General features: G+C 32.8%; 18 protein-coding genes. 16 read left to right on the forward strand and 2 right to left on the reverse strand.

Features of this window, described 5'->3' with window-relative positions; translation table 11 throughout:
• Positions 1–48: 48 nt before the first annotated feature.
• From VOI25_RS14495 to VOI25_RS14530, 8 genes are all read left to right on the forward strand, one after another.
• Entirely contained in the window at positions 49–417 is a 369-nt protein-coding gene (locus VOI25_RS14495; RefSeq protein WP_323789808.1) for a glyoxalase, read from the forward strand.
• 42 nt (positions 418–459) lie between these two features.
• Positions 460–1,002 (forward strand): DinB family protein, encoded by a 543-nt coding sequence (locus VOI25_RS14500; RefSeq protein WP_323789809.1) that lies wholly within the window; start codon positions 460–462, stop codon positions 1,000–1,002.
• Between the two features lie 157 nt (positions 1,003–1,159).
• Positions 1,160–2,086 (forward strand): C1 family peptidase, encoded by a 927-nt coding sequence (locus VOI25_RS14505; RefSeq protein ID WP_323789810.1) that lies wholly within the window; start codon positions 1,160–1,162, stop codon positions 2,084–2,086.
• 18 nt (positions 2,087–2,104) lie between these two features.
• Entirely contained in the window at positions 2,105–3,130 is a 1,026-nt protein-coding gene (locus VOI25_RS14510; protein WP_323789811.1) for a glycosyltransferase family 9 protein, read from the forward strand.
• Positions 3,131–3,159: 29 nt separating this feature from the next.
• Positions 3,160–3,651, forward strand: coding sequence for a DinB family protein (locus VOI25_RS14515; protein ID WP_323789812.1), 492 nt, complete (start codon positions 3,160–3,162; stop codon positions 3,649–3,651).
• Positions 3,652–3,656: 5 nt separating this feature from the next.
• Positions 3,657–4,214, forward strand: a complete 558-nt coding sequence (locus VOI25_RS14520; protein WP_323789813.1) for a GNAT family N-acetyltransferase — start codon at positions 3,657–3,659, stop codon at positions 4,212–4,214.
• A gap of 57 nt (positions 4,215–4,271) precedes the next feature.
• Complete coding sequence (locus tag VOI25_RS14525; protein WP_323789814.1) at positions 4,272–5,180, forward strand: hypothetical protein; 909 nt, start codon at positions 4,272–4,274, stop codon at positions 5,178–5,180.
• The gene (locus tag VOI25_RS14530; RefSeq protein WP_323789815.1) at positions 5,170–5,883 is read left to right on the forward strand and encodes a hypothetical protein; all 714 of its coding nucleotides are present in this window, start codon (positions 5,170–5,172) and stop codon (positions 5,881–5,883) included. The genes VOI25_RS14525 and VOI25_RS14530 overlap by 11 nt, the downstream gene beginning before the upstream one ends.
• 8 nt (positions 5,884–5,891) lie before the next feature.
• Here VOI25_RS14530 and VOI25_RS14535 read toward each other — a convergent pair whose 3' ends face one another.
• Entirely contained in the window at positions 5,892–7,130 is a 1,239-nt protein-coding gene (locus tag VOI25_RS14535; protein ID WP_323789816.1) for a glycosyltransferase, read from the reverse strand.
• 17 nt (positions 7,131–7,147) lie between these two features.
• The gene (locus VOI25_RS14540; RefSeq protein WP_323789817.1) at positions 7,148–7,621 is read right to left on the reverse strand and encodes a heme-binding domain-containing protein; all 474 of its coding nucleotides are present in this window, start codon (positions 7,619–7,621) and stop codon (positions 7,148–7,150) included.
• A 39-nt stretch (positions 7,622–7,660) separates the two neighbouring features.
• Here VOI25_RS14540 and VOI25_RS14545 point away from each other — a divergent pair, with 39 nt between their 5' ends.
• The 8 genes from VOI25_RS14545 to VOI25_RS14580 all read left to right on the forward strand — a co-directional run bounded on the left by VOI25_RS14545 (position 7,661) and on the right by VOI25_RS14580 (position 22,492).
• Positions 7,661–8,224, forward strand: a complete 564-nt coding sequence (locus VOI25_RS14545; RefSeq protein ID WP_323789818.1) for an adenylosuccinate lyase — start codon at positions 7,661–7,663, stop codon at positions 8,222–8,224.
• A gap of 98 nt (positions 8,225–8,322) precedes the next feature.
• Positions 8,323–9,339 (forward strand): COX15/CtaA family protein, encoded by a 1,017-nt coding sequence (locus VOI25_RS14550; protein WP_323789819.1) that lies wholly within the window; start codon positions 8,323–8,325, stop codon positions 9,337–9,339.
• A gap of 14 nt (positions 9,340–9,353) precedes the next feature.
• Positions 9,354–9,872 (forward strand): IS1096 element passenger TnpR family protein, encoded by a 519-nt coding sequence (locus VOI25_RS14555; protein ID WP_323789820.1) that lies wholly within the window; start codon positions 9,354–9,356, stop codon positions 9,870–9,872.
• Positions 9,873–9,990: 118 nt separating this feature from the next.
• Positions 9,991–10,887: an ABC transporter ATP-binding protein gene (locus tag VOI25_RS14560; protein ID WP_323789821.1), complete on the forward strand. Its 897-nt coding sequence runs from the start codon at positions 9,991–9,993 to the stop codon at positions 10,885–10,887.
• Between the two features lie 57 nt (positions 10,888–10,944).
• Positions 10,945–11,769, forward strand: coding sequence for an ABC transporter permease (locus VOI25_RS14565; RefSeq protein ID WP_323789822.1), 825 nt, complete (start codon positions 10,945–10,947; stop codon positions 11,767–11,769).
• A gap of 136 nt (positions 11,770–11,905) precedes the next feature.
• Positions 11,906–15,307 (forward strand): T9SS type B sorting domain-containing protein, encoded by a 3,402-nt coding sequence (locus tag VOI25_RS14570; RefSeq protein ID WP_323789823.1) that lies wholly within the window; start codon positions 11,906–11,908, stop codon positions 15,305–15,307.
• Between the two features lie 39 nt (positions 15,308–15,346).
• Positions 15,347–17,131, forward strand: a complete 1,785-nt coding sequence (locus VOI25_RS14575; RefSeq protein ID WP_323789824.1) for a gliding motility-associated C-terminal domain-containing protein — start codon at positions 15,347–15,349, stop codon at positions 17,129–17,131.
• Positions 17,132–17,614: 483 nt separating this feature from the next.
• Positions 17,615–22,492 carry a choice-of-anchor L domain-containing protein gene (locus VOI25_RS14580; RefSeq protein ID WP_323789825.1) on the forward strand — a complete coding sequence of 1,626 codons (4,878 nt, stop codon included), beginning with the start codon at positions 17,615–17,617 and terminating at the stop codon, positions 22,490–22,492.
• Positions 22,493–22,643 lie beyond the last annotated feature (151 nt).

Below are 22,643 nucleotides of genomic sequence, written 5' to 3' on the forward strand. Positions count from 1 at the left end.
TTGCTAAAATTAAACAAACTTGTTTGTCAATTAACAGAAACTCGGAATATGAAACTATCAGGACAATCCATTCGGACTTTTATTGGTTCTAAACACTATACTATTTCTAGAAATTTTTATAAAGATTTGGGATTTGAAGAAATAATTATTTCAGAAAACATGTCTTACTTCCAAATTGGTAAATTTGGATTTTATTTACAGGATGCCTATGTAAAGGATTGGATAGATAATTCTATGATTTTCTTCGAAGTAGACCATTTAGAAAGTACTTTAGAATACATTCAAAGTTTAAAACTGACTGAAACTTATGAGAATGTTAGATTATCAAAAATAGTACAAAACATTTGGGGAGATGAGTTTTTTCTTCACGATCCTAGTGGGATTTTATGGCATTTCGGTACATTCAAAGAGCACTAAAATCTAAAAACAACCAACTATAAATCGCAAAATTATAATTCTATGAAACAGTTACAAATTTTAGCTAGCATTATCCTATTTAGTGCTGTCACCTCACCTCTATTTGCGCAGCAGGACAGTTTTATCGAGGATTATTTAGAGCGATTTGAAAATTCTCGCAAATATTTAATTCTTGTCGCAGAAACAATGCCAGAGGATAAATATAACTTTAAAGCTTCTCCAGAGTCCTTAAGTTTTGCCGAAAATTTAATGCACATTGGGTTTGCAATAGATTGGCATAGTCAGTCATTATTAGGTGGTCGAGAATCAAGAGAATGGAAAACGGATACAATATATAAGGTTGCCAGTAAATCTAAGAAAGACATGATTGCAACCATTGATAACACTTTTGACGAAGCCATTGAACTAATCAAAACATTCGATGCAACTCATTTTGATGACGAGTTAGACTATTTTGGCTTGACTCGAACTAAACGACAAATCTTCTTATTACTAGCTGATCACGTGACTCACCACAGAGGTCAAATGCTTGTTTATATGAGACTAAACGGACTTGTTCCGCCTAGATATGTGTTATTCCAATAAATCAATCTAAAATATATAAAAGACGTCTTGAGCTAACAACTTAAAACGTATTGCCGCAGATTTTCTATCGGAAAATCCTCACGCTTTCGCTATCTTTGGTTCAAACAGAATTAGAATCTATTTATCCTTGAAAAAAATAATTATAGCCAAAACCAAAATGAAAAAAACACTTCTTTCCACAATATTTTTAGGGTTTTTATTGATCTCATGTAATTATGATGCAGATGATAAATTGATTGTTGATGAGGACAATCAAGAAACAGAAGACTATCAATTTCTTTCACCTGAAGGGATTGTTTACTATACAGGTTTAAGTGATTGCACGGGTTCTGGTGACTACAATTTTGATGGAAATAGAGTTTTAGAGGATTTATTAATTCCTGATAACTTACCTCAAACCTATGATTTATCGCAATATTTACCTCCAATTGGAGATCAAGGTCAGCAAGGTTCCTGTGTGCATTGGGCTACAACGTATTATTTGAAATCATTTCAGGAACGAATAGAATCTGGCTTATCTTATAATGATTCAAGAATTATGAGTCCAGCTTACACCTATAATCAAGTCACTCAAGGTATTTGTGAAGGTACAGCCTTAACTAGTGCGTTATCTATATTAACAGTAAAAGGAACAACTTCAATTGCATCATTTCCTTATTTTGATAATACATGTAATTTACAACCAACACAAACACAAGATTTAGAAGCTGAAGCTAATAAAATTAGTGACTATAAATATCTTAGCGGTCAAAATATGGTTTCAGAAATGAAGGCCTTAATTATTGAACAAACACCAATATTAATAGCAGCATTTTTATCTTCAGAGTTTGGAAAAACTGATGAATTAGGTTTAACTGCGTATAGAGATCATGCTGTAGATTTTAGCCAAGAAGGCGGATGTCATGCCATGCTAGTTACTGGTTATTCCGACACTTATAATGCATTCAAAGTTGTAAATTCTTGGGGAGAAGATTGGGGAGAAAATGGGTTCATTTGGATTGACTATGCTGCATTCGATAATGTACTAGATGATACTGCAGAATTTAGAGTAATAAACAGTGCGATTGTTGCATATGATTTATAGAAATAAAAAGACCTTATAATGTTCAAAATTTCAAAATTAAATCCAATAAAATCCAAAATATTTGAGTTCCTAACTAATAGTTTTAAAAATTCAAAAAGAATACCAGAAAACCTGCATGAAAAACCGGAATTGAAAGTTTTAATTTCAAGACCAAATCATAGACTTGGAAATCAACTTTTAATATCGCCTTTGATTCAAGAAATTTGTAACCAATATCCAAACAGTAAAATAGATTTAGTGGTTAATGGCGGTCTTTCAAATATCTTATTTTCGGAGTATAAAAATGTTAACAGAATAATTAATCTTCCAAAAAAACCATTTAATAACCTATTAAAATATATTACGCAATCTATAAAAGTTATATCAAATAATTATGACATTGCGATTGCAGCTTGTGAAGACTCTAATTCAAGTAAAATCTTTGTTAAGCTGTCAAGGGCGACATTGAAAATTTACGATTCAGGCTCCGAAAACTTGAATAAACCAATTCATATTGCAAAATATCCCGTCTATAATTTTAATACCGTTTTGCGACCTTCGGTAAGTTTAAAAACCTATGAATATCCAAAACTATCAATCAATTTAACAACCCAAGAAATAGAAAAAGGAAAGCAAATCATTGATATTTTTTTTAAAAATGACAAAAAAACCATTTGTATTTTCACATTTGCAACAAGAGACAAATGCTATTCTAAAGAATGGTGGGCAGATTTCTACAAGAAACTAAAAATGGAATTTAGTGCTTTTAATATTTTAGAAATCCTTCCTATGGAAAATGTATCACAAATCGATTTTGAGTGCACCTCCTATTATAGCAAAGACCTTCGAGAAATAGCCTCAGTAATTGAAAACTCCATTGTTTTTATTGGCGCAGATAGTGGCATGATGCATTTGGCAGCGGCAACAAATACGACTACTTTAGGATTATTTAATGTTACTAATCCTAAAATATACGAGCCTTATAGTTTAAAAAATGAAGCGATTGATACCAATACTATAGAAATAAATAGTATTATTAATAAAATTCGAAATTCAGTGTTTTAGAAATAAACACAACACTACGAGTGCATTTGATGAATACTTTAATTAAACATTTTATAGAACAACTAATTGATGTCCAAAAAGGAAACTTATGGATAGGAAGCACATATTCAAGCAAATTAAATCAAATTGAAAATAATTTAGTTTTTAGCAGTCCAATAAAGGAACTACACAGTATTGCCGAGATTATTTCTCATTTAACCTTATGGAGAAAGGAAGCCATATTAAAAATTAAAACTGGCAAAGGCAGTAAAACTGATGACTGTGAAGAAAACTGGCTTTCAAATGACAAATTGAAAGTAAAGGGTTGGACGTGCTTAAAATCAGAATATGATAAAAGTCTGACCGAATTAATAGAGTTACTCAAAGAGAAAAATGATGATTTTCTTAATGAAACCTATTATGATACCGATTTTAAAGGAACTTATACATACCACTTTTTAATAAACGGGATGCTTCATCATGATTTGTATCATTTAGGTCAATTAGGAATTGTTATTAAATTTTTGAAAAAAAAAGCATAATTAAATTGAAAAAAGATTACATTTTTAAATCTGAACGCCTTGGTTTCCGTAATTGGAACGACTCTGACTTGGATGAATTTGCAAACCTAAATGCCGATTTAGACGTTATGGAATATTTCCCAAAACCATTAACGAGAACTGAAACATCTGACTTTATTAAACGATTGCGAACACATTATGAAACATTTGGTTATAGTTACTTTGCTACTGACATCATAGAAACTGGTGAATTAATTGGGTTTATCGGGTTGGCATATCAAGAATATAAAACCGAATTTACACCTGCTACAGACATTGGTTGGCGATTGAAAAAAAGTGCTTGGGGAAATGGTTATGCTACCGAAGGCGCTAAAAAATGCTTAGAATTTGCATTTAAAAATTTGAATATAGAGAGTGTCATTTCTGTATTTACCGAGAAAAATATCAAATCTGAAAGTATCATGAAAAAAATTGGAATGGTAAAAATTGGGACATTCAACCATCCAAAATTAAAAGCATTTCCGCAATACGAAAAATGTATTTGCTACAAAATTGATAAAGATTCTTGGCTAAAACTGACTTAATTTATGGCTTACATAATACATTTACTTTTCATAATTTAGTTCCGAAATAAAAACTATATGTCAACATACGATTGTGTCATCCTTACTGAGCAACGCTATCTTAATGATTCAAAAACAGATGCCTACAAACACAATGTCTATTTTGAAGACAGATTGGTTTATCACGCTCTAGAAGAACTCGGACTCAAAACCTTGCGACTCGCTTGGGACGACATGTTTTTTGATTGGTCTACTACAAAATCGATATTATTCAGAACCACATGGGATTATTTTGATCGCTTTGATGAATTTTCAGAATGGCTAGAAAAGGTGTCAAAACAAACCAAATTATTAAATTCTGAATCCCTAATTCGCTGGAATATAGACAAACATTACCTCTTAGATTTAGAGAAAAATGGTGTTCATATTGCCGAAAGTCATTTCATAGAACAACATGCAAAAGTAACTTTAGAACAACTTCACGATATTTTAAATTGGAAAGAAACCGTTCTAAAACCATGCATTTCAGGTGCTGCGAGACATACTTATAAATTGAATCTTGAAAATTTACAAGAGCATGAAACCATATTTCAAGAATTAATTACCAATGAAGCCATGATGCTGCAACCTTTTCAAAATAATATTGTGAGTAAAGGCGAAATTTCAATGATGGTGTTTAACGGGCAATTTACACATGCAATTCTTAAAAAGGCAAAAGCAGGAGATTTTAGAGTTCAAGATGATTTCGGTGGAAGCGTTCACGACTACGCTCCTACTGATGAGGAAATTGAATTTGCAGAATCTTGTGTAAACGCTTGTAAAGAACTTCCAATTTATGCTAGAGTCGATATTTTTGAAGATAATAATACTAATATTGCACTTTCAGAACTAGAACTTATTGAACCCGAACTTTGGTTTAGACACCATCCTGAAGCTGCAAAAATTCTAGCAAAAGCCATAAAAGATACCTTAGATAATGAACATTAAACGCATTTTAAAAATTTGTGGTGGATTAATAATTTTCTTCACCTTACCGACACTACTTTTATTCGGATTTATGTATTTCAAATACAACGAAGAATTGCCAGTAGGAACACAAGGTAAAGCTGCCGACAGTCTAGCCACAAAAATGCTTGATGTTTTAAATCATGATGCCTATAACGCCACAGATTATATCGAATTTACATTCAAAAAACGTCATCATTTTAAATGGAACAAAGCCGAAAATACATGCGAAGTCTATTGGAAAAACATTAAAGTAAACTTAGATGTCATTAATCATAATAATTCTAAAGTCTATATTGACGAATTGGCTTATAATCAAGCTGATGTGCATGAATACATTCATAAAGCAGAAAGCTATTTCAATAACGATACCTTTTGGTTGGTTGCACCTTACAAAGTATTTGACAAAGGTGTCGTTCGAAAACTTGTAAAGACTAAAGATAATAAAGAGGCGCTTTTAGTAACCTATTCCTCAGGAGGCACAACGCCTGGAGATTCGTATTTATGGCATTTTGATGACAACGGAAAACCAAAAAGTTTTCAAATGTGGGTTGATATTTTACCTATTGATGGCTTAGAAGCAACTTGGACAGACTGGTCAACTACAGAAACTGAAGCACAATTACCAACCTTTCATAAACTCTTATTTTTAGGGTTAGAAATTGAAGACATTAAGACAAAATAGTCGGTAATTTAGTTGTTACGATGCTTCTCTTCTATCCATTTACTCATAAACTTTGTACTTTGCAAGGTATGATGTTGAAGCATTTGACCTATAAAATTTTCTTGTCTATGTGTTTTAAGTATTGATTTTACATCGTGTACAATCTGTACGAAATCAGTTTGAAAGTTTGAACGTTGAAAACGTTCATTAATCACTTTGAAGCCCTTTTCTTGAGAATCTTTCCAAATAGAATCATTGGTGTATAAAGCAACTGCTGAATTTACAAAATCAGCAATATCATCAGTAATAAATCCATTAGGATCTTGGTTGCCAAACATGCCTTCAGCAGCAATAGAACTCATGACACAAGGTGTTCCGTTTTGCATGGCATCAATCAATTTTCCTTTTAAACCAGCACCAAATTGTAAAGGTGCCAAACACACTTTCGCATATTGCATCACTTCTGAAACATCTTCTGCATAACCTTTAATTAAAAAACGTTCATTTTTATTATGCAACTGATTGACTTTCTGGGAAGCATAAGCGCCATAAATATGTAATTCAGCATTTGGAAACCGTTGTCCAAGCCTTGGCCAAATTGCATTTTTTAAGTATAAAATCGATTGGTAATTTGGTGGATGCAAAAAATTACCAATTGTCACAAAATGTTGTCGTTCAGAAAACTTAGGAAGGGCACTACTGTTGTCATTTAAAATTGGCTCTAATATAAAGGGTAAATAGTACAATAGCGACTCATCAACTTTAAAAACCTGAGTCAAAATATCAAGCTCAGCTTCAGATATAATCAGGCTTAAATCACATCTGTAAATACTTGCTATTTCACGTATAGCAATGTCATTAAACAGATATGAAGTATCAAATGTTTGCTCATCTTTGAAAGCTTGCTGGCGACCTTTTCGTAAGCAATGTAAATCTTCAGTATCAAGTAACCTCAAGGCATCTGGACAATGTTTTGCAACTCGCCAACCATATTGTTCTTCAGTCATAAACCGATCAAACAATACAACATCAGGTTGTAATTTTAGAATAAAATCATCAAAACTAGACTGATTAAGCTCAATCATTACGGGTTCAATTCCTAAAGATTTCAAATCAAAAGCATTGTCAGTTTTTGCGCATGCACTTGCAAACGTAATCGTATAACCTTCAGATTTAAAAGATGAAATCAGCTGCATCATTCTACTTCCAGCTGCAGAACTATGAGGTTCTGGCCAAACAAAGCCTAAAATGAGAAGAGATTTTTGCACAGAGTTATTAGCTAATGCTAGTCCTTAGAAAGTTGGTTAACATAGGTTGCTCTTACCCCTTTTGCCCAATCGATAATTGATGTTATTTGAGCATCAGTTAAATTTGCTTCAGAATGCGTCCAAGTATATGAATTTAATGGCATTTCTTTTTCTTCCACCATTTCAATCAATTCGTCTAGTTTATGGTCTTTCTTTTTTATGCTATATGAATCCCATTTAGACACATCAAAATGTCCTTTTCCATGTTTAATATGATCTGCCAACCAATAATTTACAGGTGTAATATTATTATACCATGGATATCGTGTAACATCACTGTGGCAATCGAAACACGAAGATTTCAAAATTTCAGTCACTTCAGGCGAAGGTTTAGTTTCAGCAATAAATGATTCAATTGATGCGTAATCGCCTTGGTTCTTTTCTGGGCCGAAGAATTGTGCCACAATAAACACAATAAGTAATGCTAAAAGTATCTTTTTTATGAGTTTCATTTTCGTTATTTTTGTATTGCTTAAAATTAAAAAAAAGGATTGACAACAGCACAACTTTACAATGAATTAAATTACGTCAACCATTCGCGTGAAAAACGTCTGCATTATGCCAATTTAGTAATTTCTCAACCTGAACTAATTCCCGAATTATTAGATATTCTATTTACAGTTGACGATAAGATTTCCTGTCGAGCTGCTTGGGTTTTTGAATTCATGTGTGGTTATAAGTTAGACGCAATTATCCCATTTTTAGATCGATTTACAGGAAGCATCCATAAAGTGCACTTAGATTCAGCTGTTAGACCAGTTGCCAAAGTTTGTGAATATTTAGTGACAGCGTTTTACTCAAAAACAGAGAATGCAATTCAAACAGCTTTAAAAACTGCACATATAGAAAAAATTGTTGAATCCTGTTTTGATTGGATGATTAATGACGAAAAAATTGCGCCTAAAGCTTATGCCATGAATACCTTGTTTTTATTAGGTAAAGACATTGATTGGATTCATCCGGAATTGGTTTTAATCCTTGAAAGAGATTATCAAATACAAAGTTCTGGTTTTAAAGCAAGAGCGCGACATATATTAAAAAAAGTTAAAAAGTAGTGTCATTCAGAATGAAGTGAAACAAAATGAAGAATCTGCTAAAAACAATGAGATTCCTCGCTTATTCGGAATGACAAATTAAGCATAAATAAATGGTTATGAATAAAGACAACAAAAAAGTTATCTATTGGCTCTTCACAGGTTGCGTGCTCATTTTTATCATGGTCATTGTAGGAGGCATTACGCGTTTAACCCATTCTGGATTATCAATTTCGAACTACAAACTAATTTCTGGAACCATTCCTCCAATGAATGACGTTGAATGGCAAGATGCTTTTGACTTGTATAAACAATACCCAGAATATCAAAAACTCAACACCCATTTTGATCTTCAAGATTTTAAAGACATTTACTTCTGGGAATGGATCCATCGTGTTATCGGTAGGTTTATTGGTGTCGTGTTTTTAATTCCGTTTTTATATTTCTTGGCTAAAAAACAACTTTCAAAATCTACTATTAAAAAATCTATTGTTTTACTCGTTTTAGGTGGTTTTCAAGGATTTTTAGGTTGGTATATGGTAAAAAGTGGTTTAGTTGACAATCCTGATGTAAGTCATTACAGATTAGCAATGCATTTAACAACAGCTTTTATAACGTTTGCATACACGTTTTGGGTGGCTTTAGATTTAATGTTTCCTAACAAAAAAGACATCGATAAAGGTGTTCGAAATATCATAAGATTTGGATTAGGAATACTAATTCTTCAAATTATTTATGGTGCTTTCGTGGCTGGATTAGATGCTGGTTTTATACATAATCATTGGCCAATGATGAGTGAAGGCAAGTTGATACATGAAACGGTTTACATCGAGCAAAATCCAATATATAAGAATTTTATAGAAGGAAAAAGTGGCGTGCAATTTGTACACCGAACTTTAGCCTATGTAGTAGTTGCTGTTATATTATTAATATGGTACAAAGCAAAACGATTAATACTCACTAGTAACCAATTATATGGTATAAATGCGTTATTAATTATGGTTGGAATTCAGTTTTTATTAGGTGTTTTAACCATTATTTACGCAGTGCCAGTTTGGTTAGGTGTCGTTCATCAAGTTGGAGCTTTTTTATTACTAACAGCAATGACATTTACTTTGCATCGTTTCAGTAAATAATTTACTTTTGCAAAATGATATACAGATTTAGAGCCATACTCGATAACGATACTAAAGAAGATGTGTTCCGTGATATAGAAATTCGCGAAACAGATTCACTTGAAGATTTACATAATGCCATCACACAATCGTTTGGGTTTGATGGTTTGCAAATGGCCTCTTTTTATATTAGTAATGAGGAATGGGATCAAGGTGAAGAAATTTCAATGTTTGATGTAAGTGAAGGCAATGCATCAGTTCGGTTGATGAATGAAACTGCTTTAAACGACGTGGTAAATAAATCACAAACAAAATTAATTTACGTTTATGACTTTATGAGCATGTGGACGTTTTTGGTAGAACTTGCTGAAATTGTCGATGAAGCCGAAGGTACCGATTATCCAAACCTCATGTTCGCTTTTGGACAAATTCCTGATACGGCTCCTGAAAAAACGTTTGAGGCTGAAAACTTTGATGATCTTGATGATGAATTTGAAGACGATTTAGACATTGACGATTACGATAACTTAGATTTCGACGAAAACTGGAATTAAATAAATCAATAATTGAATTTAATAATTAAGACGACATTGTAACAAAACAAACACAGTGTCGTCTTATTTTTATAATCAACCTTTACTGAATCTTTTTCAGTACAAAAATCAATCAAATTTGGAATCTATTCTAACCATTAATAATCTGACCAAAAAATTTGGCTACCTCACTGCTGTCAAAGATTTATCATTTACTATCAATAAAGGTAATGTCTATGGCATCTTAGGGCCAAATGGAAGCGGAAAATCTACAACACTTGGTATAGTTTTGAATGTCGTCAATAAAACAGAAGGAAATTTTCATTGGTTTGATGGCAATACAACAACACATGACGCATTAAAAAAAGTAGGTGCTATTATTGAGCGTCCTAACTTTTATCCTTATATGACTGCAGAACAGAATTTAAAACTAGTATGCAAAATAAAGGAAGTAGATCAAAGCAAAATAGCTGAAAAATTAGAAGTTGTTGGATTGTTAGATCGTAAAGATCATAAGTTTAGAACCTATTCATTAGGTATGAAACAACGTTTGGCTATTGCTTCTGCATTGTTAAACGATCCTGAAATTCTAATTCTTGATGAACCTACAAACGGACTTGATCCTCAAGGTATTCATCAAATTCGAGCGATTATTAAACAAATTGCTAGCAAAGGCACTACCATACTTTTAGCTTCTCACCTATTAGATGAAGTTGAGAAAGTTTGTACACACGTTGTTGTGTTGCGAAAAGGCGAGAAATTATATTCGGGTCGTGTTGATGAAATGATTTCAAGTCATGGCTTTTTTGAATTGAAAGCTGAAAAGCATGACGAATTGATTAAGGTTCTTGAAAATGATTCATCTTTTGGAACCATAAAATATGAAGGCCAATTAATTACTGCTTTCTTAAATGAACCAATGGATGCTCCAGCATTTAACAAACTCATGTTTGAAAAAGGCATCGTGTTATCTCATCTCGTAAAACGTAAAGAAAGTTTAGAAGAACAATTTTTACAACTTACAGATAATAACTAAAAACTTGCCCTGAGCGCAATCGAAGGGTCAATCAATCAAATAAAAAACCAACCCATCATGTTAAGACTTTTGCAACTAGAATTACAAAAATTATTACTCAATAGAGCGAGTAAAGTTTTGATATTTATATCCTTTGTATTGCCTTTTTTCGTTATTATTTTATCCTCGTTACGTATTGACTTTTTTGGGTTTTTCACATTAGAACTAGGTCATTACGGGCTTTTTAACTTTCCAATCGTTTGGCATATCACAACATTTTTTGCATCGCAGTTTAAATTCTTTTTTGCGATAGTCGTAGTGAGTATGATTGGTAACGAGTACAGCAACAAAACCATCAAACAGAATCTTATTGATGGACTTAGTAAAAAGGAATTCATATTATCTAAATTTTATACGATTGTTTTCTTTTCAGCCATTGCTACATTTTTAATCTTCATAATTTGCTTGCTTATTGGTTTATATTATTCAAGCATTATCGAAGCAAGTTTAATCTTTAGAGAAACAGAGTTTCTTCTAGCCTACTTTGTGAAATTAGTTGGTTTCTTCAGTTTGTGTTTGTTTTTAGGCATGTTAGTAAAACGATCAGCATTTGCTCTTGCATTTCTTTTTGTACTCTATATTTTAGAATGGATTATTTTCGGCTTAATTACATGGCAAGCTAATGCAGATATTGCTGAGAAAATTCAGAATTTCTTCCCATTAAAATCGATGTATAAACTTATTGATCAGCCATTCCAGAGAATTGCGATCTCTAAAGCACCTAACGGACAAGAATTTTTGTACGACTTTGCAGTGCATTGGTACGAAATTGCTATCGTTATGGGTTGGACTGCCCTTTTCATCTTTTTATCGTACAGATTATTAAAAAAGAGAGATTTGTAATATCTTTATACGTTCAGCTATATCATTACCATAGTTTTATGTTAAAGTTCTGCCTATTATCAAATTTTAGGTAGTAATTTTAGCCTAAAAGATGTTGTATTAATGTCAGCTGATGAAGTAAATTGCTATTGCTAAAATGAAAAAGAAACCCTATCTATTTTTAATGATACTGCTATGCAGTATATTCACCTATTCACAACAAGAAGCTTCTAATTGGTATTTTGGCCAAAATGCTGGTCTACGTTTTAATGCTGGTACAGGAGCTGTTACTGCTATAACTGACGGTCAAATTAATACGCTTGAAGGTTGTACATCTATTTCAGATTCAAGTGGAAATTTATTGTTTTATTCTGATGGTATAACCGTATGGAATGCAAATCATTTGCCCATGGCAAATGGAAATGTCGCCTTAGGAACTGGTCTTAAGGGTGACGATTCTAGTACCTCTTCTGGATTGATAGTACCAAAACCACAAGATGCTGATTACTATTATATTTTTACTGTTGATGAACCTCATCACGATAATACATCTGCTTTTCCTGGAAACTCTGCAAATGATGGTGTAAATGACGGACTCATGTATTCTTTGGTTGATATCACACTAAATGGAGGTTTAGGTGATGTAGATCCAGTGGAAAAAAACATTCCATTAATTACATATGACCCGACTGACCCATTGCAAGCTGAATATAAATGTTCAGAAAAAATTACTGCTGTAAAAGCTGATGACTGCTCGTCCTTTTGGGTGATTAGTCATTTTATTGATAAATTTTATGCCTTTAAAGTCACCGAAACAGGAGTCGATACAAACCCAGTAGTATCAACTGTTGGGCCTTCAGTGAATATTTCAGGTTATCGTAGAAATTCATTAGGCTATTTAAAAGCATCTCCTGATGGATCTAAATTAGCTGTAGCACACTTTGGGTTTTCTACAACACCAGGTGCAGATGCTGCAGGAGGCGTTTATCTGTTCGACTTTGATAATGACACAGGAATGGTTTCAAACTCGTTAGAGTTATTCAGTCCACAAAATAATGATAGTCCATATGGCATAGAATTCTCAGCAGAAAACAGAAAGGTCTATGCAACTGTCAATACAGGAGCTTCTGGAAATGGAGCAAGTAGTGTTTTGCAATGGGATTTGGAAGCTGCCGATATTCCAAATTCACAGCAAACTGTTCATACATCTAACGCTTTTAATGGAGGTGCCTTACAGTTAGGTATTGATAAACGAATTTATAGAGTACAATTTGATTTCACTAATGCAAGTTCAGGACAATATATTGGTGTCATTCAAAACCCAGAAGCCGATGGTCTCGCTGCAGGCTATAATGAAACTGGTGTCTTATTAGATATTAATGGTAATTCACAAAACACAGGTCGCATTGGCTTACCACCTTTTATTCAATCCTTATTCAATTCACAAATTGATATTATTCAGAATGGGATTAGCACCACCGAATTAAAACTCTGTTCTGGCGATAATTATACTTTACAAGCAGAAAACATTCCTGGTGCCGATTATGAATGGACAAAAGATGGATTACCTCTACCCGATTCTACATTTCAATTATTTGTTGATACACCTGGTTTCTACGAAGTTTTTATTGAACAGAATAATGGAGAATGTCCTATTGAAGGTGAAGCTGTTGTTGGCATTTTTGATATACCAACTGCTACTCAACCAGACAATATTGTTGTTTGTGATGAAACAGGGATTTCAAACTTTGATTTCACAACACAAGATGCGCAAATATTAGATATACAAAATCCACTTGAATATTCAGTTCGATATTTCACAAGTCAAGCAGACGCAGATTCGAACGTAAATGAAATTATTGGAACCTTCAGTAATACTGAGAGTCCTCAAACTATTTATGCAAGAGTAGAAAATGATAATAACCCTAATTGTCATGACATTACAACATTTACAATTGAAGTATTTATCACTCCTGAAATTGTAATGTTAAATGATGTTACGTTATGTGATACAGATTTTATGGGAAATAGTATGGACGGTTTTACAACCATAGATCTTTCAGAATTCAATCCTAGTATTTTAGGTTCTCAAGATGGTAGCCTTTATTCTATTTCTTATCATCCGACACAAATAGATGCAGATGACAATACCAATGCTCATCCAATTTCTTTTACAAATACTGTTGCTAATACAGAAGTCATCTTTGTAAGGATAGAAAACGATGCAAATACAACTTGCTTCTCTACAGGTTCATTTACCTTAACCGTTAATAATGCTCCTGAAGCCATAGACACAACCATAATTCAGTGTGATGAAGATGGTATTCCTGAAGGATTTACAACTTTTGACCTTAACCAAGTTTTTGATGACATAACAAATAGTGCTCCTAACAGAACCATAAATTTTTATGTGTCTTTGGCTGATTTAATAAATGATGAAGATGAACTTAATGCAGATGCATTTGACAATTATTTCAATCCTCATATAATTTATGCTCTAGTAACTGATACAAATACTGGTTGTGCTAATATAGCTAAAATCACGCTTCAAGCAAGTTCTACGTCTTCAGTAGATACCTTTTTACAGGCCTGTGACGATGATGGTACAGAAGATGGATTTGTCAATTTTAATCTTACTCAAACGGAAGCTGTAATTTTAAATGGATTACCAGCTGGTCTTGACCTTTCCTATTATGAAACTTATGAAGATGCGCTCTTAGAAGACAATCCCTTAGGTACAAGTTTTACTAATACCATTCCGTACAATCAAACTATATACGCTCGTGTTGAAAATGCTAATGAGTGTTTCGGAATTAGTGCAATAGAATTAACGGTTTTTGAATTGCCAAATATTGTCACACAAGAAGAGTTGTTGTATTGTTTGAATGACTTTCCGGAGACCATTACTTTAACAAGTGGTTTAATTGATGACATTCCTAATAATTATTATTATGATTGGTCTACAGGTGAAGATATGTTTGAAATTGAAGTTAATGAACCTGGTACTTATACAGTTCGAGTAACCAATACTGATGGTTGTTTTAAAGATAGAACTATTACCGTTTTACCTTCCGATATTGCTACAATAGAACACATTGAAATTACTGATGCGACGTCAAATAACATCATATCAGTATTTGTTTCTGGTGAAGGCATTTATGAATATGCATTAGATAATATTCTTGGGCCTTACCAAGAAAGTAATGTGTTTACTAATGTAGATTTTGGTTTTCATACGGTTTATGTAAGAGATATAGAAAACGATTGTGGTATTTCTGAAGAATTGGTTTCAGTCATAGGTTTTCCGAAATTTTTCACGCCAGATGGTGATGATTACAATCCATTTTGGCAAGTAAAAGGACTTTCTACACAATTTCAACCCAACACTCAAATCCTAATTTTTGATCGTTATGGAAAACTTTTAGCTGAAATAGATCCGCTTGGTCCAGGTTGGGATGGTACTTATAATGGAGCAGAAATGCCTTCTAGTGATTATTGGTTTTTTGTAACGCTTCAAGACGGAAGAGTCTTTAAAAGCCATTTTGCTTTAAAGCGCTAATAAATATTTATGTAAATTCACAAATGAAAACAATACAATATGAGGTATAGCAAATTTGTGATTTTTCTTATCATTTTAGCTTTACCATTGACCACCATTGGTCAAGATATTGAATTGTTTCAGCAATATAACGGCAGATATGACTACACGGCTATCGGAAACACCTTAAATATTGCGGAGAATGGTACAATTGCTCCATGTGAAATATTAACTGCGTCTTCAGCTACTCTAGCGTTAACTCCAAATCAAAACATTGTAGCCGCATATTTATATTGGGCAGGATCTGGAACTGGAGACTTTGATATTGAAGTTAATGGAATCCCATTAACAGCTGATAGAACCTTTAGTGACGCCTTAGACACGACAAGAGTCTTTTTCGCTGCTTTTGCAGATATTACATCCATTGTTCAGGATCAAGGTAGTACAACCTATACAATTTCTGAACTCGATCTTTCTGGAATAATTGATCCGTATTGTCCAACTGGAACTAATTTTGGTGGTTGGGCAATAACAGTAATTTATGAGGATGATATACTTCCCTTAAATCAATTAAATGTTTACGATGGCTTACAAAGTGTACCAACAAATTTATCTGTAACTCTCGATAACTTAAATGTTTTAGACAATGAAGGTGCAAAAATTGGTTTTGTTGCTTGGGAAGGTGATGCAGGAATAGCAGTAAATGAGCAACTTACTATAAATGGAAATCTAATTGGAAATCCTCCGTTAAATCCTTTCAATAACGCTTTTAATGGCACCAATAGTTTTACAGGAGCATCCAATTTATACAATATGGATATTGATGTCTATGATATTCAAAATAATATTGATATAGGAGATACCTCAGCAACCATTCAACTTACATCTGGTCAAGACTATGTCATGATTAATAATATAATTACAGTGCTTAATAGTCAACTTCCTGATGCAAGTATTATGCTAAATGATTTCATTATTAACTGTGGAGATAGACATATTGAAATTGAATACACGGTCTTTAATACCAATAGTACAGATCCATTACCATCAAATACTTTAATAGCGTTTTATGCAGATTCCGTTTTAATTGGTCAGGCAAGCACTCAAAATGACATACAAATAAATGACTTTGAAATTGGTATGGCTTCACTAACTATACCAGATACTGTTGGAGATTCATTTACATTATCACTTGTTGTTGATGATGATGGAACGGGAAATGGATTTGTAACAGAAATTATTGAAACTAATAATGACTATGAAACACCAATTGATTTATTAGTTATTCCTCCTTTAGAAATATTGCCAAGCACGCTATCATGTAATGAAGGTTTTAATTCTGCACAATTCAATCTTATTGAGGTTTTAAATGCAAATGGCATAACTACAACCAATAATGTTAGTTTTTATATCAGTCTTTCAGATTTAGAATTAAATACTAATGAAATTATAATTCCTGAGGACTATAATAATATTAGTAATCCGCAAACCATTTACGCTAGAGTAGACAATCCTCCTTGTTATGATGTATATGCGTTTGATGTTTTAGTTGAAAATTGTCCGCCTCATATACCAGATGGGTTTTCACCTAATGGTGATAATGCCAACGATTGGTTTAATATTCAAGGACTCTATAATATTTTTGAAAGACATGAGTTAAAAATATTCAATAGATATGGAACGCTCATTTTTGAAGGTAATAACGATAAACCATGGTTTGGATTGATTAATAGAGGTCTTAATAACCATGGAAAAATAGTTCCCGTTGGAACCTATTATTATGTCATAAATTTTAACGACCCAAACTATGAATCCTTAGTTGGTTGGGTATATGTGAACTACTAAAATGTTAAATTATGATGTTGTTTGTCGTATTTATTTGTCTTTTAACTTGATATCCTCTAATTTCATATTCAAATTACGCATCAAGTAAGCTTTTCCCTCACTTTTTTATAAATAACGAGTAACTACTAACTAATTAAGTATGGAAAGACATTTTACACGATTCAAATGCTACTCTAATTGTATTGTATTTAGTAAATTCATACTAGTTATATATGAGTGACATACGCCTCAATGTAAGTCCAATGCTATAAAACATCCCAGCGCCTAAAATCCTACTATATGATTTATGTAATGATCTACCTGTATATTTTCAAGCCTAAAGAACGTAAAATAATTATCAAAAAAGCGTCAGAAATTGTATTTCGAAAAAGCGCTAAATGTTAATGTTTTGTGTATTTCATCGTAAAAATTTGCATTTCGTCTAATTCGGTTCTATATTTCGCCAATATAAAATTAGAAAATTAGCCCAAAGTCCCAAACCTCATGGCTAACCACCATGAACTTAACCGCTTAATGATGAAAATTTTAAAACAATCCCTCGCAGTAGTATTCTGCATGCTTTATGGCCTATTTACTTATGGTCAACAAATAAGTATAGACAATACTTTTACTGAACAGCAACTTATTGAAAACAATTTAATACAAGGCTGTGTTGAAACCTCTAATATAAGTTCTGAAGTCAATGGCTCCGTAAATGGATTCAATAGCTTTGCTTACTTTGATCGCGCAGGCTCAAACTTCCCTTTTCAAAATGGTATAATGCTTTCTACTGGAAATCCACTTTCTGGAGGTAATACGCAAAACAATGCTATTTTAAATGAAGGAGGAACTGATTGGACGACAGATACAGATTTAGAATCTGCTTTAGGCATTTCAGGAACATTAAATGCGACGTCAATAGAATTCGATTTTATATCGGTTTCAAATCAAATTCAATTTAATTACATTTTAGCTTCCGAAGAATATTTTGGAAACTTCCCTTGTGAATACTCAGATGGTTTTGCTTTTCTTATTAAAGAAACAGGAACTAGTGATCCTTATACCAATATTGCACTAATTCCCGGAACGACTACTCCAGTGAATACTAACACCATACATGATGAAATTGTTGGGTTTTGTGCGCCTTCTAATGAACAGTTTTTTGAAGGTTATAATTTAGGTGACACCAACTATAATGGTCGTACAACTGTAATGACTGCAACTGCTATAATTTTACCAAATGTACAATACCATATCAAAATTGTTATTGCCGATCAAACGGATAAAAATTATGATTCTGCAGTATTTATTGAAGGCAATAGTTTTAGTGCTAATGTAGATCTTGGAGATGATATTCAAACTTGTGCTACTGATGTAACTTTAGATGGAAACATTGAAAATCCGCTAGCAGTTTATTCATGGTTGTTTAACAACGTGATAATTCCTGGTGAAAACCAACCAACTTTAAACGTTACTCAATCTGGAGATTATACGGTTTCAATAGAAATTCCTTTAACAAACTCTACATGTATTATAGAAGATACAGTAAACGTTTTGTTAAGCTCAACACAATCTGCAGATGCCATTTCAGATTATGAAATTTGTGATGATATAAGTGCCAACGGGATAGAAACATTTGACTTGACAACTAAAGACTCTGAAGCATTAGCCTCAGTGCCTTCATCTAGTTATAATGTGAGTTACCATTACACCGCAAATGAAGCATTAAATGGAACAAACCCTATAACGGGTCCAATTCAAAATACATCAAATCCGCAAACTATATTTGTCAAAATTGAAGACACTATAAATGGATGTTTGGCTTATCAAAATTTTGAATTAATTGTTAATCCGCTACCAAATATTACACCACCTACAATCTTAATTGTTTGTGATGACAATACTCCAGATGGAGTTACAACAATTGATTTATCTCAAAAAGATGATGAAATTACTGGAGGAAACTTTGATTTGATAGTCACCTATCATTTAACTCAAAATGATGCAGATAATGACACTAACGCTGTTCCATTACCTTATGTGAATACAAATATTACAGAAACCTTATTTGTTAATGTTACTGACGCCAATACAGGCTGTTCTGTCACCACAACCTTAGATATAGAAGTATTAGATAATCCTTCAATAAATACAGAACCACAATTGCTTGATGCATGTGATAGTGATCATGACGGATTTGCTTCTTTTGATTTAACATCTGTTATTGCTGATGTATTACAAGGTTTAACAGGTGTAAATGTAACATTTCATGAAACTCAAGAAGATGCAGATTTGGGCATCAATCCGATCGCAAATGCGTCAAATTATCAAAATATTGTTAGTGATGAACAAATAGTATTTATCAGAGTTGAAAATCAAGCATCAGGATGTGCAAGCATTACTCCTATTGAACTTCATACGAATCTGTTACTAACTGCTACCAACCTAAGAGATATTAACTTATGTGATATTGGAAATGATGGACAAGAAGAATTTGATTTAGCTGCAATTGCTGCAGCAATAATAGGCGATCTTGAGCTTATATTAGGATACGAAATAACCGTTGACTTTTATCTCACTGAAGATGATAGAGACAATCAAGTAAATGCAATAGATCCAACGCAACTTTTTCAATCATCATCAACACCTCTAACACTATATTTAGTTATTACTAGTCCAACGTGTCAAGAAGTTGACGAAATTGAAATTACAATAAACCCAATTATAGAGTTTGACTCCATTGGCTTAGTTACATTATGTGATACTGATCAAGATGGATTTACAGCAATTGATATGAGTCAGTTTGATGCTTTGGTTTCAGATAACCAACCTGACTATAGTGTGAGATATTTTGCAACAGAAGAAGATGCAGAGTCTAATTCTAATGCCTTACCAACTATTTATACAAACACATCTAATCCTCAAACAATTTTCACTAGAATTAGTTATGCTTTAACAGGCTGTGCTGATGTAAATTCTTTTGATATTGAAATATTACCAGCTCCAGAAAGTAATACGCCTTCAGATATTGTTATTTGTGATGCAGATCAAGATGGCATATCTCTAATTAATTTAAACAATAAGATTTCAGAAATTGTAACATCAATGACAAACAGGGTTGTTACATTTCATAACTCTCAAAATGATGCTGACGACGACTTAAATAATATTATAGGAACGTCAGCGTATTTGGCTAGTACAGAAACGCTATTTGTTAGAATAGAAAATGCAATGACAGGCTGTTACTCAACACAGAGTTTTGAAGTTATAGTTAATACATTACCTGTAGTTAATAATATTAATCTTTACAAATTCTGTGAACTTGGTGATGATGGTCTAGGTGAATTCATATTTTCATCTCAAGATTTAGAAATATTGAATGGTCAAACTGGAAAAGAAGTGTTTTACTATGAAACAGCTTTAGATGCAGAAAACAATACAAATCCAATAGATAAGGATAATATTTATGTGAATATATCAAATCCGCAAACCATTTTTGTTAGGGTTGAAAACTTTACAGACCCAAACTGTTATGCCACATCATCTTTTCCTATAGAAGTAGGAACGAACCCTGAATTTAATGAACCTACAGACATTTTTATTTGTGATGATATTACAAACGATGGCAGTGTTGAATTTGATTTTAATGTGCAACTAGCTGAAATAACTCAAGGTTTAACAAATATTGAAGACGTTAGTTTTCACACCTCACAAATCCATGCCGAAAATAATACCAATGCATTACCATTAAATTACAGCAATACTGTTAATCCGCAACAAATCTATGTAAGAATTAATAACGGAACTATTTGTGAATCTTACACATCGTTTGTTCTTAATGTAATAGCAGCACCAGACGTCAATGAACCACAAACCTTAGTGCAATGTGATGATGATTATGATGGTATTGTAACATTTGATTTAACACTTTCAGAATTTGACATCTTAGATGTCAGACAAGATAATATTGTTATTACATATCATGAAACTCTAGAGGATTCGTTTTTACAAACGAATAACATTGTCAATCCAGATAATTACACCAATCTAACAAATCCGCAAACGGTTTATGTTCGTGTAACCAATTCAATTTCAGATTGCTTTGTGTCACTTCCCTTAGAACTTGATGTGAACTTACCGCCTGCTATTAATGAAATTTCTAGTTATGAAATTTGTGATAATGATTCAGGCACTACCGATTTAACTGAAATTAATTCAGTAATCCTAGAACAAAGTGCCAATGTGTTACTGAACTATTATCCTACATTACAAGATGCACAGGACCAAACTAATGCATTAAATACAGATTATAGTTACCAAAGTACTAGTGATACTATTTTTGTTCGTGTAGAATTTTCAACAACTCATTGCTTTTATATCCATGAATTTAGCCTTCTGGTAAATCCAGCACCTATGGCCAATCAACCTAACGATTTAGTAAGTTGTGATGATGATTATGATGGCTTTTTCGAATTTGACCTCAGCCAACAAAATACAGATGTACTTGGTGGCCAAAATGCAGCAAACTTCAGTGTAAGTTACTATGATGATAATTTGCTAGCTGAAGAAGCAGAAGATGAATTACCCGCTCTATATGATGCGATGGATGGACAAACTATTTATGTTCGTGTTGAAAATAATAGTACTGGATGTTATTCAATTACACAGTTTACAACGATTGTAAATCCAAAACCTATTATTGATATTGATGATCAGGTTATCTGTTTGAATAATTTACCACTAATTGTTAGTGCTAATACCAATCAAACTGGAGACCTTTACCTTTGGTCAACAAATGAAACGACTCCAGAAATTGAAATTACTGAAATTGGCACCTACTCTGTAACCGTCACCACTAGTTTTGGTTGTGAAACTACTAGAGTATTCAATGTATCCGAATCTGAAACAGCAACTATAGAATTAACTGAAACTGTAGACTTTTCAGATCCAAATAATATTACGGTAACCATTAGTGGTATTGGTAATTACTCTTATCAATTAGATGATGATGAACCTCAACTTTCAAACGTATTTCAGAATGTGAGTATTGGATATCATACGCTTACTATTATAGATTTAAATGGTTGTGCAGAAGTCACTAAAGAAATAGTGGTTATTGACGCACCAAAATTTATGACACCTAATAATGATGGTTATTTTGATACCTGGCATATTACTGGTGTTGAAACCTTACCTGGAACAATTATCTATATTTTTGATCGCTACGGGAAGTTATTAACACAACTATCCTCATCTTCAGAGGGTTGGGATGGTAGATATAATGGCAATTTAATGCCAGCTAACGACTATTGGTTTTTAGCTAAAGTGAGAAAAGGAAATATTGCATTTGATGTCAAAGGCCATTTTGCTTTAAGGTTATAAAATGGTTGACTAACAAAATTGCATTTTATCTGATAAAAAGTACTGTTAGACACCATAAATGCTGAATAACTGCATAATTTAATTACATTCACAAGTTCTAGATTAGACTGCCCGTAAAATCTACTTACTAAACTTTATCCCTATGTTATAA

It is taken from the genome of Psychroserpens sp. (genome assembly GCF_034670085.1).
In the GTDB taxonomy this organism is placed as follows: Bacteria; Bacteroidota; Bacteroidia; order Flavobacteriales; family Flavobacteriaceae; genus Psychroserpens.